Origin of the sequence: Pseudoalteromonas sp. SCSIO 43088 (assembly GCF_023650795.1) — a bacterium.
Taxonomy (GTDB): Bacteria; Pseudomonadota; Gammaproteobacteria; order Enterobacterales; family Alteromonadaceae; genus Pseudoalteromonas; species Pseudoalteromonas shioyasakiensis.
Genome location: NZ_CP072675.1, coordinates 2,500,010 through 2,512,811, shown reverse-complemented (window position 1 = coordinate 2,512,811; position 12,802 = coordinate 2,500,010). Strand labels below are relative to the sequence as shown.

The 12,802-nt window shown below is 41.7% G+C and carries 11 protein-coding genes and 1 other RNA gene; 8 read left to right on the top strand and 4 right to left on the bottom strand.

Annotated features, from left to right (window positions below):
* Nucleotides 1–2: 2 nt before the first annotated feature.
* A complete protein-coding gene (locus J8Z28_RS11650; RefSeq protein WP_054551695.1) occupies nucleotides 3–371 on the bottom strand; it encodes a hypothetical protein in 369 nt (122 codons plus the stop codon).
* A 49-nt stretch (nucleotides 372–420) separates the two neighbouring features.
* Here J8Z28_RS11650 and J8Z28_RS11645 point away from each other — a divergent pair, with 49 nt between their 5' ends.
* Both J8Z28_RS11645 and ggt read left to right on the top strand, forming a co-directional pair.
* The gene (locus J8Z28_RS11645; RefSeq protein ID WP_055196987.1) at nucleotides 421–966 is read left to right on the top strand and encodes a GNAT family N-acetyltransferase; all 546 of its coding nucleotides are present in this window, start codon (nucleotides 421–423) and stop codon (nucleotides 964–966) included.
* A 76-nt stretch (nucleotides 967–1,042) separates the two neighbouring features.
* Complete coding sequence (gene ggt, locus J8Z28_RS11640; RefSeq protein WP_239964389.1) at nucleotides 1,043–2,701, top strand: gamma-glutamyltransferase; 1,659 nt, start codon at nucleotides 1,043–1,045, stop codon at nucleotides 2,699–2,701.
* 58 nt (nucleotides 2,702–2,759) lie between these two features.
* Here the strand turns inward: ggt and J8Z28_RS11635 are convergent, their stop codons facing one another.
* Nucleotides 2,760–3,962, bottom strand: a complete 1,203-nt coding sequence (locus J8Z28_RS11635; protein ID WP_250659474.1) for an aromatic amino acid transport family protein — start codon at nucleotides 3,960–3,962, stop codon at nucleotides 2,760–2,762.
* 406 nt (nucleotides 3,963–4,368) lie between these two features.
* Here J8Z28_RS11635 and J8Z28_RS11630 point away from each other — a divergent pair, with 406 nt between their 5' ends.
* A complete protein-coding gene (locus J8Z28_RS11630; RefSeq protein ID WP_250659473.1) occupies nucleotides 4,369–5,274 on the top strand; it encodes a DMT family transporter in 906 nt (301 codons plus the stop codon).
* Nucleotides 5,275–5,295: 21 nt separating this feature from the next.
* Here the strand turns inward: J8Z28_RS11630 and J8Z28_RS11625 are convergent, their stop codons facing one another.
* A complete protein-coding gene (locus J8Z28_RS11625) occupies nucleotides 5,296–6,174 on the bottom strand; it encodes a flagellar protein MotY (protein ID WP_054561850.1) in 879 nt (292 codons plus the stop codon).
* 216 nt (nucleotides 6,175–6,390) lie between these two features.
* On the opposite strand from J8Z28_RS11625, the gene rnt reads away from it, so the two are divergent.
* Complete coding sequence (gene rnt, locus J8Z28_RS11620; RefSeq protein ID WP_054561849.1) at nucleotides 6,391–7,071, top strand: ribonuclease T; 681 nt, start codon at nucleotides 6,391–6,393, stop codon at nucleotides 7,069–7,071.
* Here rnt and J8Z28_RS11615 read toward each other — a convergent pair.
* Nucleotides 7,055–8,680 (bottom strand): FapA family protein, encoded by a 1,626-nt coding sequence (locus J8Z28_RS11615; RefSeq protein WP_062564333.1) that lies wholly within the window; start codon nucleotides 8,678–8,680, stop codon nucleotides 7,055–7,057. The two genes, rnt and J8Z28_RS11615, sit on opposite strands and share 17 nt — an antisense overlap.
* Before the next feature lie 278 nt (nucleotides 8,681–8,958).
* On the opposite strand from J8Z28_RS11615, the gene ssrA reads away from it, so the two are divergent.
* The 4 genes from ssrA to J8Z28_RS11595 all read left to right on the top strand — a co-directional run bounded on the left by ssrA (nucleotide 8,959) and on the right by J8Z28_RS11595 (nucleotide 12,666).
* Nucleotides 8,959–9,317, top strand: a transfer-messenger RNA (tmRNA) gene (gene ssrA / locus J8Z28_RS11610).
* 175 nt (nucleotides 9,318–9,492) lie between these two features.
* Nucleotides 9,493–10,728 carry an integrase domain-containing protein gene (locus J8Z28_RS11605; RefSeq protein ID WP_250659472.1) on the top strand — a complete coding sequence of 412 codons (1,236 nt, stop codon included), beginning with the start codon at nucleotides 9,493–9,495 and terminating at the stop codon, nucleotides 10,726–10,728.
* A gap of 7 nt (nucleotides 10,729–10,735) precedes the next feature.
* Nucleotides 10,736–11,446 carry a hypothetical protein gene (locus J8Z28_RS11600; protein WP_250659471.1) on the top strand — a complete coding sequence of 237 codons (711 nt, stop codon included), beginning with the start codon at nucleotides 10,736–10,738 and terminating at the stop codon, nucleotides 11,444–11,446.
* Between the two features lie 51 nt (nucleotides 11,447–11,497).
* A protein-coding gene (locus J8Z28_RS11595; RefSeq protein WP_502934611.1) for an IS3 family transposase occupies nucleotides 11,498–12,666 on the top strand; the annotation gives its coding sequence in 2 pieces (ribosomal slippage) (nucleotides 11,498–11,744 and nucleotides 11,744–12,666; 1,170 coding nt in all).
* The last annotated feature ends 136 nt before the right edge of the window (nucleotides 12,667–12,802 follow it).

Below are 12,802 nucleotides of genomic sequence, written 5' to 3'. Positions count from 1 at the left end.
TTTTAATTATTTTTCTCTTGTTCTCGCTTTTCGCGCGCTTCTCTTAATTCTTCAGCCAGTTCTTTTGCTTTTTGCTTGGTTTTTTCAGACAGCTCACCAGCCGCTTCTTTACTCTCAATCCATGCATCTAAGGCAATTTCTTTACCGTCGTCATACATGCTTAATCCCATCTTTTTACTCTCTTCAAGTAACTCTTGCAGTGAGTCGTCATTAAACTCGTTGGTGGCGTCTTTTACGTCGCTCCAAGCATCATTTAGGGCTTGCTTTACTTCCTCTTTTGCTTCGCTGGCATCTTTCTTGGCTTGTTCTGCGTCATCACAACCCGTTAAGGCAATACAGCCTAATAAAACTAAGCTTGCTAATTTGTTCATATTTTTCTCTAATAGTTAATCAACTATTAAGCAGTATAAGCAATAAAAAATGAATATAGCTAGAACAGCACGATTAAGTTTTCGGTTAATGGATGAAAATGATGCCGAGCTACTTTATGAGCTCGATAACGACCCTGAGGTAATGAAACATTTAACTCGTGGCAAAGTATCCAGTATGCAGACCATTAAAGAGGTGTTTATTCCACGCTTGAATGCCTATAAAAATGAGCAAAAAGGGTGGGGGCTTTGGCAAGTAAACATCATCGAGAGCAATGAATTTATTGGTTGGGTATTAGTCAGGCCTATGGGCTTTTTTGAACAGCCTGATTTTAGTGATTTAGAAATTGGCTGGCGCTTTAAAAAAATGAGCTGGGGCAAAGGCTATGCGTCTGAGGCAGCACTTGCCATTGCTAAAGCCGTAAGCGAGCCAGAAGAAATAAAGTCGCTCAGTGCCACAGCACTTCAAGATAACCTAGGCTCAATAAAGGTGATGGAAAAACTAGGCCTTAAGTTTGTAAAAAACTATACCCATAAAGATGAGCAAGGTGAATTACCTGCAGTACTTTATTCATGTCCTAAAGAGCAGCTAAGCTAAGTTAACCGTAACTAATTGACCTTATGGGTTTCACATGTCTAAATGGTCAAAATAACATCAAGAAAAAGGAAGTACCATGGCAAATTTAGTCAAATACGCGGCACATCTGTTGATCGTTACCGCGATATTCTTTCATCCGTCAAGCTTTGCAAAGCAAGCGGCTGTCGCGATGCCAGATAGTTACAGCAGTGATACGGCGCGGGCTATTTTAGAGCAAGGCGGCAACGCCGTTGATGCGGCAATTGCGGCACAGTTTGTATTAGCGGTTACTTTACCAGAAGCCGGAAACATCGGTGGCGGCGGCTTTATGTTGATCCAAAAAGATGGCAAAGGTGATTTTATTGATTACCGCGAAACAGCCCCTGCTGCAGCTCATCGCGATATGTACCTTGATGATAAAGGCGATGTTATTGATAACATGTCTGTGTACGGTATTCACGCAAGTGGAGTTCCGGGCAGTGTTGCTGGTATGTGGCTTGCCCATCAAAAGCACGGAAGCTTAGAGTGGAAAACACTGCTAGAGCCTGCGGTTAAATTAGCCGAGCAGGGCTTTATTGTGCATCCTAAGCTAGCCGCAAGTATCGAGCGTTACATTGCGCGAATGGCCAAAAAATCGGTAAACATTAACTTTGCTGATTACTTTGCTGATGCCAAAGCAAATAAGGTATTTAAACAGCCGGAACTTGCCGCCACACTAAAACGTATTCGTGATCAAGGTAAAGCAGGTTTCTACGAAGGTGAGACAGCGAAGATCATTGCGACGTTTATGAAGCAACACGGCGGTATTATTACTGAGCAAGACTTAAAAGCTTATCAAGCTAAATCGCGTACACCGATTAAAGGTAATTGGCGCGGTTACGAAGTGCTCACATCGCCACCGCCAAGTTCAGGTGGTATTGCTATTTTACAATGGCTAAAAATGTACGACTTGGCAAAGCCAGAAGGAAAGCTTGAGCATAACTCGACCACCTATGTTCATATTTTGGCTGAAGTAGGTAAGCGCGTATTTGCCGACAGAGCTGAATATTTAGGCGACCCAGATTTTTATGAGGTGCCAAAAACAGCTCTACTTGCAGATGATTATCTCGCCAAGCGTGCAAGTACAATCCATCCAGATGCCATTTCAACTACCGAGAACATCAAACCAGGTTTACACGAAAGTGAGCAAACAACGCATTTTTCTATTCTAGATAAGTGGGGTAATGCCGTTGCTAATACCACGACCATCAACTTAAGCTTTGGCAGTGGCGTGGTTGTATCGGGCGCAGGATTTATTTTGAATGATGAAATGGATGACTTTAGTGCCAAGCCAGGTGTGATGAATGTATTTGGTGCAATTGGTGGTAAAGCTAACGAAATTCAACCTCATAAACGTATGTTGAGCTCAATGACACCGACCATTCTACTTCAGGATAATAAAGTTAAAATGGTAACTGGCTCTCCGGGTGGCACCACGATTATTAGCTCTGTGTATGAGTCTATTTTAAATGCGGTTGAATTTGATATGACTGCAGAGCAAGTGGTAGACAGCCCACGTTTTCATCACCAGCTATGGCCTAAAAATGTGATTAGATACCACACAGGTCTTGAACCAAAGGTTGTTAAAGCGCTTGAGAAGATGGGTTATACACTTGATGAACGCCATTTTGGTGATATGCATGTGATCATCAATAAAGACGGTAAATTAGATGCAGCCTCTGAAGCATCTGGCCGTGGTAAAGCAATGGTGTTTTAATTAAGCTTTAAACCAGACACAAAAAAAGCACCCTCGGGTGCTTTTTTTGATGAGCTGTTTAACCAATCGCTGGAATAAGCCCCGCCATTTGCAAACCTTGAGCACTAATAATAAGCACACCAAACAGGGCGGCTAGTGCTAAGCCAATATTACCGCCTTTAACTTGGTAACCCGCATCAGGTTTGCTGCTTCGTTGCTTATAGACCATAGCAACCGGTAAAAACACCGCTAAAATAACTAGGGCAATGGCGGCGTAGCCAAGTGCCATAATAAACCCTTGTGGATAGAATAGCGCAAAGCCTAGCGGTGGAATAAAGGTGATCAAGGCTGTTTTGATTCGATCTTTACTGCCATCACCTTTTTTGAATGCATCAGCAAAAAAGTCGAATAAACCTAAACTCACCCCTAAGAAAGATGTGGCTAACGCTAAATCAGCAAAAATGTTCACAGCAGTAGCAACATGTGGGCTGTGAGCAATGCTAGCAACACTGCTTACAAATCCCGGTAAGCCTTGGCTTTGCAATAAGTCGTTTTGACTCATCATGCCTTGGCTAAGTAACTGCCAAAAAATGTAAATGACTAAAGGTAGTGCCGCACCTGCCACCATTACTTTACGAAGTGTTTTGATATCTAAACCGACGTATTTCACAATCGATGGAATAGAGCCATGAAAACCAAATGAGGTAAACACCACCGGGATTGCAGATAAAATCAGACCTTGATCAATCGGCATTTCAAGTAAGTGTTGACCGTGAACATAAGGCGTCAGCATATAAAATAAGCTGGCTAATACACACACTTTAATGGTGAACAGTACGCGGTTAAGTTTATCGACTTTGCTAGTACCTAGTGTCACCACAGTACCAATCACAACAGCCAGAATAACTGAGCCAACTTGCGGCGCTAAAGAAAGCGATAAACCATTGTTGAGCTTTTCTTGTAATTGCGCACCGCCACCTGCGATATAGGCAGCGCATAATGCGTAAAACAAAAACATCACCGAAAAGTTAGCGACCCATTGCCCACGTTTACCCAACCATGACTTAGCTAACGTATTGAGGGTTGCATCTCTGTCGGCATATTGATGGAGCTCTAGCATCAGCAATGCTGTGTAGGTCATTAAAACCCAAGTTAAAAAGATTAGTGATAACGCTGTTGTGAAACCAAGCCCTGCGGAGGCGATAGGCAATGCCAGCATCCCTGCACCTATGGTGGTGCCAGCAACAATTAACATGCTACCTATTGTTTTATTTTTAAGCACTTTTTGCCCCTTAAACTTCGTGAGAGGCAAGCAAGATATAACTTGTTTAACAAAACTTAAATAGTTTTGTTATAAATCAAAGAAATTAAATGTAACCTATGATTTACATGTGCAAACAGGCTGTTGAAATCAGCAAATAACTTTTTGCCAAATAGCATGAGTATTCGTGTTGACAAAATCACCATTTAGGCGGATTCTTAAGCTTCTTCAACTTACTTTATTAAATACCATGATGCAGCTAAACCAACGACCAACAAACAATTGTATGCGCCTGACCTCATCAGTCGTATGGTCTGTTATGTGCTGCGGTTAATTAAGTAAGTTTTACTAACCGCGTTCTAAGCGGTTGGTTATTTCCCTTTTAAATTCTCTTCCGCTTTTTTCGCCTTTTTAAAGGAATAAGCTTGTGCCTGTTAAAGCCTCATATTTTTTAATGGTGGTGATTTGGTCAACAACACCACTGGGTATTGTTTGGAGTAGTGAAACGGTAGCGCCGACTCTGGCTGTGTTTTTACGCATGCTGGTGGGGCTGGTGTTGGCTTCGTTTGTCGTTGCTGTTGCCAATATCCGAGTGCCATGGCATCGCCGTGCTTTATTCCTTTATGGCTATTCAAGCATAGGTATTTTTGGCGGCATGTTATTAAGCTACATGGCTGCTAAAACAGTGCCTTCAGGGTTAATATCATTGATGTTTGGCCTTGCGCCAATTTTATCGGGCTTACTTGCGCAAAAGATCTTGAATGAACCTAAGTTTAGCGCCATTAAGCTTGGCGCACTTGGCTGTGCTTTAATCGGTTTATTTTTAGTAAGCCAACGCCATATTCAAGGTGGGGTAGAGCAGCTTAGTGGTCTGTTATATGTATTTATGGCGGTGTGCTTTTTTAGTTTGAGCGGTGTGATGATCAAACGGGTAAGAATTGCTATTCATCCAATGGCCACCACATTTGGTGCGTTGGTTTTTGTAACCCCACTGTTTTTTATTACTTGGTTGCTTGTAGATGGCCAACTAAATAGCCAGATGTGGAGTGCAAAGTCACTGTACTCAATTGTTTACTTAGGCATGTTTGGTTCATTAATTGGTGCGCTGGCGTATTTTCATGTATTGCAGAAGTTGAACGCCAGCACGGTCGCATTAACAACCCTGATCACACCAAGTTTTGCAATCGCGATTGGTGGTTTACTTAATGATGAGCCCATTGACCAAGCACTGATTGTTGGCGCGACCATCATTATGATTAGCCTCGCATTTTTTCAGTTTGGCGATAAGTGGCTAAAGCGCTTTAAAGGCGTGAAGTCGGTAGAAATGAGTTAAGGTTAGTAGCCGCTGCAGCGGCTACATTTTTGCAATTTGAATGACTAAACGACGGTTTTTGTTTCGGTCTAAAATGTTGTCGTTGCTAGCAACATGGCGCTTTTCACCGTAACCATCGGTATCTACTTTGCTTTCATCGACCCCTAAGCTAACAATGTAATCCTTAATCGCTTTAGCGCGTTTCTTTGATAATTCGAGGTTGTTCCAGCGACCACCGTAGCTGTCGGTGTAAGATGATATTGAAATAGACTCAATATTGGTGTCGTACTTTAAGTATTCGCCAATTTTGTCTAAGCGTTTTTGTGATGATTTAGTCAGCTTGCTGGTATTAGGCTCATAGTTCATCACTGTGAACGAAATATCTTCAAAGCTGTAAGGCAGCATTGCATCTCGGCACTGTAAAAACGCCCAATAGGCTTGCTTAAAGTTGACACTCGATAAACCAACGGCAATTTTATCGGCACTGTTTTGCCAGTCTTGGTAATAAAATGTCGGTTGGTAACCTTTTTCAAGTTCGGTCAGCATTTCCCAAGCAGTTTTGTTGCCAAGCTCGCCGTCAAATTTGCGTAATAGTTTCATATTCGCTAAGTCTCGAGCAGGCATACCTGCACGCCAACTAGGTGGTACGGCTTTTAGACCAGCAATACTGTAGTTGTCTGGGCGTACGACCATATCAAGGTTAAAGTTTACGTCTTTATTTTTACTGGCAGTGGTGCTGAAAATTGCTTCACCATAGTAAGGAACTTCATGATTTAATTGGCATTCTAAGCGAGATGTTTTAACCATTTGCCAGTTCGACATATCAGCATTAGCGGTATACTCACGCATGGCTGCATGCGCATTTATACTTGCAACTGAGGTTAATAGGCCTAGGCTTAAAGGAAGTAATGAAAGCTTCATCACGGTAATTCTCCAACAAATCATCAATGCCAAATAATTGGCAATTTTTGTGTTTAATTGCATCAGCATACTAAACACAGGGCTAGCTGATTAATGTAAAGCAAGTAATGTGCCTAAAAACTCAGTAAGAATCTGCGATTTCACACTATTTACTCTAGCAGAGTAGCCGTGGTTTTTGACATAATAGCCAGCTTACACTGGCAAACCAAGAAGACTATGGAAAATACTGAACAAACTCTTTTCGCAAAACGCTTTCGTGGCTTTTTTCCTGTTGTGATTGATGTTGAAACCGCAGGTTTTAACAAAGAGACCGATGCGTTATTAGAAATCGCTGCATCTGTCCTTAAAATGGATGACGACGGCGTGTTAAGTATTGATCATACTGTGCATTTTCATGTTGAGCCATTTGAAGGCGCGAATATTGAACAAGCGGCCATTGAGTTTAATGGTATTGATCCATTCTCTGCGCTGCGTGGTGCAGTGCCTGAAGAAGAAGCGATTAAAGAAATCTGTAAAGTTGTGCGCAAGGCACAAAAAGCAGCGGGTTGTCAGCGTTCAGTGGTAGTAGCACATAATGCAGCGTTTGATCACGGCTTTTTAAATGCCGCCATTGAGCGTTGTAAAATTAAGCGCACGCCATTTCATCCATTTGTTAGTTTTGATACCACATCATTGGCAGGTCTTGCACTAGGGCAAACAGTATTAGCTAAAGCGTGTAGGGCGGCAGGTATTGAGTTTGATAATAAACAAGCTCACTCAGCACTTTATGATACCGAACGCACAGCAGAACTGTTTTGTTTAATCGTTAATCGCTGGCAACAACTCGGCGGTTGGCCATTGCCTGAAACTGAAGCAAGTGAAGAAGAGCAAGACTCAGCCGTTAAAACGACTGAGTGATCTTACCTTCAAAAAAACGCACCATGTTAGGAGGGTAAATACGTGAAAACTGTTTACTCTCTTGCGCTATCTTAAGCTCCACCCCTGGATGCATTAATTCATTCACTTTTAAGCGACTTGTTGCTAATAAACGCGCAATCTTAATTTTCACTAAGTGTTTCTTTTTCTTTGTGTTGGCTGTTTTAATTTTAATCTGCTGCTCGCTGGCAGTGATCTTTTTGATATAATGCGCCCGTTGAGCTGGGTCGGGTATTTTATTGGCCTTTTTGCGTGCTTGCTGTAAGGCAGCTGCTTTTGTCGCTAATAACTTTTCAAAGTCATTAATTTGCTGCTGCTTTTGGCGTAAATCATGCCAGTACTGAGCAATGAAAACCCGTGTTTTAGTGCCTGATGGCGCACCAAGCTCGCCGGTTTCTATTCGCATCGCATCTAAAATATTGCCACCAATAATTTTGCCTCGCGGGTTATTGGCTTTGCCGACTCGAATAAGGCGGCGAGCGCTTAAATCACAATGTAAAGCTTGGCGTTCAATGAATAAATCTTGCTCTGTTTTTATATGGCAGTACTGAGCATAACCCACTGAGATAGTGCGCGAAGCCGTTATGTTACAGGTAAAGTTTTCGACGTTTTCACGTTTTCTGCCAACAGCCCCAAGCATCACGGTGACTTCACTTTTACTTTCAATTGTGGCTGATTCAACAAACCCTAAAACAGTGATATCACCCGTGGCTTTGACGCGCATACCATCTTTTACATCACCACTAATAATAACACTGCCATCAAATTCGACATGGCCCGTACTCACATCTACATGATGAAAACACAATACGTCGTCAACGCGCATACCGCGGGGTAGGGCAACAGGCACCCCCTTCGCATCGGCAATCAACATATCGCTATTATTAGGGTCAATACGCGTTCCTTCGAATGGCTCAAGGGGTAAGTCTTTACCGGGCTTAGCTGGCATCACATCACCAAACACAGTAAAGCCATCTTCACCGGGTGTTGCAGGAACTCGCTGCATTAATGGTGTACCCGGCTTAACGGTAATAATGGCACCTAAATTACGCATGTCGACTTTACCGCCAGAGGTCGCTTGCGGGCTAAGAACGCGGTCTTGTGCTGTAGAGCATAAGCGCACGAATTTAGCATCGGTGCCTTCTTTAGGCATTCGGCCATGGGCAACAATTGCGGTGTAATGGGCGCCGGGTGGTTGCTTAAATTGTTGGCCTAAAAAGGTATCAAGGGCACGTAAACTAATGCCTTTAATCACTCCCGCCTCTGCAAGCACCTCTTGCGCCATATCCATGCTTACAATTTTACCGCCACGGGCTGTTGTTAAGCTTGCTTCAACCACCATGTTTTTAGCATCGACTTTTACTTCAAGGTGAGCATCAACGGCTTTAGCAACCACTAAAGATTGGTTTTGATATTGGCTGCTAGGTATAAACAACTTGCCTATATTGGCATCAATATATTCGTAGCTGGCATAAGGAGACTGCTCAAGTAATTCAATTAATTGAGAACTCGTAGTAGGAAAACCCGCATCACGAGGATGCTCACACAAAGAGACATAGCCGCTTTGTTCATCGAATGAAAACATCGACATCTGAAAAGCCCTGTAAAAAACTGCCTGTTATTATAGTTATGTGTTGTTACAGGTTATTTTTGAAGAAGGGTAACAACGTTTCCTATTTCAGCACAACTTTTGTACTATGTTAAGAATTTGTATGATTAAAATGTGAAAATATGTATAAAAACTGATTTTTCCTGCCTGAAAATTCAGCATTCAAAGGCACTTAGCAAAAATTTACTGATTAATGCCTTGAGTCTGAATAGGCTACTCAGTTATACTGCACGAACACTCTGAATGAGATACCAAATTCAGGGGCTGATTAGGATTCGACGGAATTCAAGACGCCCGAGGTGCATGTCGAGGTGCGGTTGGCCTCGTAAAAAAGCCGCAATTTAAAGTAATCGCAAACGACGATAACTACGCTCTAGCGGCATAATAGCCCGCTAGCACTTCTCCGGTGTATGTCTGTGGACCCGGTTCTGAAGTGTCACCCTACACGGACTCGCTACGGAAACCCTGGCCGGGGTTGAAGGGCTAAAACTAAGCGGCCTCGCCTTTGCAGATCGTGTTCGTCCGAGCTGTAAAAGGTTAACTAAAAGACGATACTAAACATGTAGTACCAAAGGTCGAGGCTTTTCGGACGGGGGTTCAAATCCCCCCAGCTCCACCACTTAAAAAACTAAGACGCCAATAGGCGTCTTTTTTTTTGCCTTGAACCCCCCGCATTGCTGGCTTTTCGCCAAGTTACGATTCCAAGTAGAGTTTTTAATGAACAGTGACATCCAGATTTTAAAGTAGTACATTTGGTGGTACCACTTTAATTAAAGAAAATCTGGTACTACTTTATGGCAAAAACAAAACCACTAACCAATACGGAAGTTAAGCAAGCCAAGGGAAAAGAGAAAGTATATAAACTATCTGATGGTGACGGCTTGCAACTTAGAGTTAAACCTAACGGCAACAAATCTTGGTTGCTAGACTATTACAAACCCTACACAAAAAAACGGACCAGTATTGGTTTAGGTGGATACCCGGCTATATCTTTAGCGGATGCTCGTAAACTAAAATCAAAATTTAGAGAGTTACTAGCTAAAGACATCGATCCCAAAGAATATAAAGATGATCATGAGCGTATACAGTTAGAGGCAGTATCAAACACCTTCAAGCATGTTGCTACTAATTGGTTTGAAATAAAGAAAACGCAAGTAAGTGAAAACTACGGCATTGATTTATGGCGATCGCTAGAAAATCATTTATTTCCAGAGTTAGGAAAACTACCTATAAGCAAAGTAACGGCACCAAAAGTTATTGAGGTAATAAAGCCTTTAGCTGCGAAGGGAAGTTTGGAAACGGTTAAACGCTTATGCCAAAGGTTAAATGAAATAATGACCTATTCTGTCAATACAGGGCTAATACACGCCAACCCGTTATCTGGCTTAAGGGCTGCTTTTCAAAAGCCGGTCAAAGAAAACATGCCTACAATCCCACCTGAAGAACTCCCTGAGTTAATGAAAGACCTTAGCTATGCGAGTATTAAGCTTGTTACTCGTCTTTTAATCGAGTGGCAACTTCACACGATGGTTAGACCAAGCGAAGCTGCCGGTGCAACATGGCGTGAAATCAATTTTGAAAATAAAGTATGGGAGATTCCAGCAGACCGAATGAAGAAGAAGCGCGGGCATAATGTTCCACTAACAGAGCAAACAATAGAGTTACTAAATAGACTAAAGCCTATTAGTGGTCATCGAGAGCATATATTTCCGGGTGATAGAAACCCCCGAACTCATCTTAATGAACAAACTGCGAACATGGCTTTAAAGCGTATGGGGTATGAAAATCGATTAGTTGCCCACGGCATGCGGTCCATTGCCAGTACCGCATTAAATCAACATGGCTTTGAAGGTGATGTAGTTGAAGCTGCACTCGCTCATGTTGATAAAAATGAAGTAAGGCGAGCATACAACCGAGCAGATTATTTAGAACGTAGACGAGTAATGATGAGCTGGTGGTCCGAATATATAGAGTTAGCTAAGCAAGGCAAGGTCGGTGTCTCTAATGCTACTCTAAAAATAGTGGGTTGAGGTTATTATGGATAATAAAGAGATGAATATGGAAAATGATTTTAAAAATGACTTTTTTACCAAAGAGCAGCTACAGTCGTTAATTAATATACCGATTCATGACGTTATAAATGATCTTGATGCTTATATTTATTATGAAGGCATAGTAAGTGAAATTCCATTTGATGAAGATCCCGTAAAAGTCTATGTAGTCGGGTTTATTAAACAAACTAGAAAGCCTGTTACTCACTTAAACCGGCCGGGGTATAAGCCTGTATTTGAAGTCTCTTATGAATGTGGGGATTATTGCTCTCGACCTGAATTAAAAGATATTAAGCCTCTGTTTATAAATGACAGTTACGATAGGCAAGTTTATTTTAACTATTCAGAATTTATTGAATTTTGTTCAAAGCTTGGTGTACCTTTAAAAAGCAATGATAAACCTATAGATACTCAATCAGACCCTATAGAAAACAATGAAAAGCAACATAGCAATAATGAAGTAAATATCTCAAATCGATACCCTCCGGAGCTTCAGTTGGCAATAGATGCATACGAACAACTTTGCACAGATAAAAATAACTTGCCTTTAAATAAAGAAATAGAAGCTTGGCTAAAAACTGAAAGCAAAATACGAGGTATTACTCATTTAGATGGCTCTTCTACATTAAAAGGGTTAAGCAATGTAAAAGCTGAAAGAATTGCTTCAATGATAAAGTCAAAACCTGACGTGGTTTAATGGATTCGACTACCCCAGTTAAGAGATAATAATCTTAATTGGAGATCGAAAATGACAAAACGTAAAAAATATTCAAAAGAATTCAAATTGGATGCGATTGCATTGGTCGTTGAGCAAAACTATAGTCAAGCGGAAGCTTCGAGAAACCTGGGGATTAATCCCAACATGCTCGGCCGTTGGATCAAAGAAGCCGAAAATGATGATGGTCATGCTTTTCGGGGGAATGGCAAACTAACCCCAGAGCAAGAAGAGATCCGCAGCTTAAAAGCACAAGTAAAACGCCTCGAAATGGAGCGTGAAATATTAAAAAAGGCAACGGTCTTCTTTGCCAAAGAAACGAAGTAAAGTATTCGTTTATTGCCCAACATAAGAAGATCTGGCCTGTGGTCATAATGTGCCATGTACTGGGTGTTAAGAGTAATAATTATTATAGTTATCAAAAACGTAACGTTAACAAACCGGAAGACCCAACGCATCAAGAAATGCTTGATTGGGTCAAAGATATTGCCAAGTTCAGCGATAACACCTATGGCGAGCGACGTATTCAAAAAGTGTTAAACGCGCTGAGTTATCCCGTGAGTCGGCAAAAAACCGCGCAGCTCATGAAAGAAGCGGGTGTATGGGTTCGTTATAAAAAGAAATACAAAGTGACAACAAACAGTGACCACAATAAGCCTGTTTACGCCAATGAACTGAAGCAAAATTTTACTGTTGCAGCACCCAATCAAGCGTGGGTGCAGGATATCAGTTATGTTTGGACAACCGAAGGCTGGTTATATCTAGCGGTTGTCATTGATTTATATTCTCGTAAAGTGGTCGGCTGGAGTATGGGAGCGAGAATGAAAGCTCAACTGGTTTGTGATGCGTTGACTATGGCTATTTGGCAACGTCAGCCACTATCGGGATTGATTGTTCATTCAGATCAAGGCGTTCAATATGCGAGCCATCAATATCGGCGATTATTAGAAAAACATAGCTTTATTGGTAGCATGAGTAAAAAAGGTTGCTGCTGGGATAATGCGGTTGCAGAAAGCTTCTTCGGCAGTTTGAAACAGGAACGTGTTCACTGGCGTCACTATGAAACCCGCTATGCAGCGCAGCAAGATGTTATGAATTACATAACGATGTGGTACAACAGCCAACGGCTTCATTCTTATCTGAATTATCAAAGTCCAAATAACTTTGAATTGGTGGCTGAAGAATTAACTATGGTTGCTTAACTGAGGTGTCTGAATTTGGTTGACCACGTCAACCTAAGTAATTAACTTAGGGGGTTATCTAGGTAACCCCCTAAATTAATTAGCTAACCCGTCTAGCCTTACCCCTATACTAATAGTTTTTAATGTGCCTGAATCA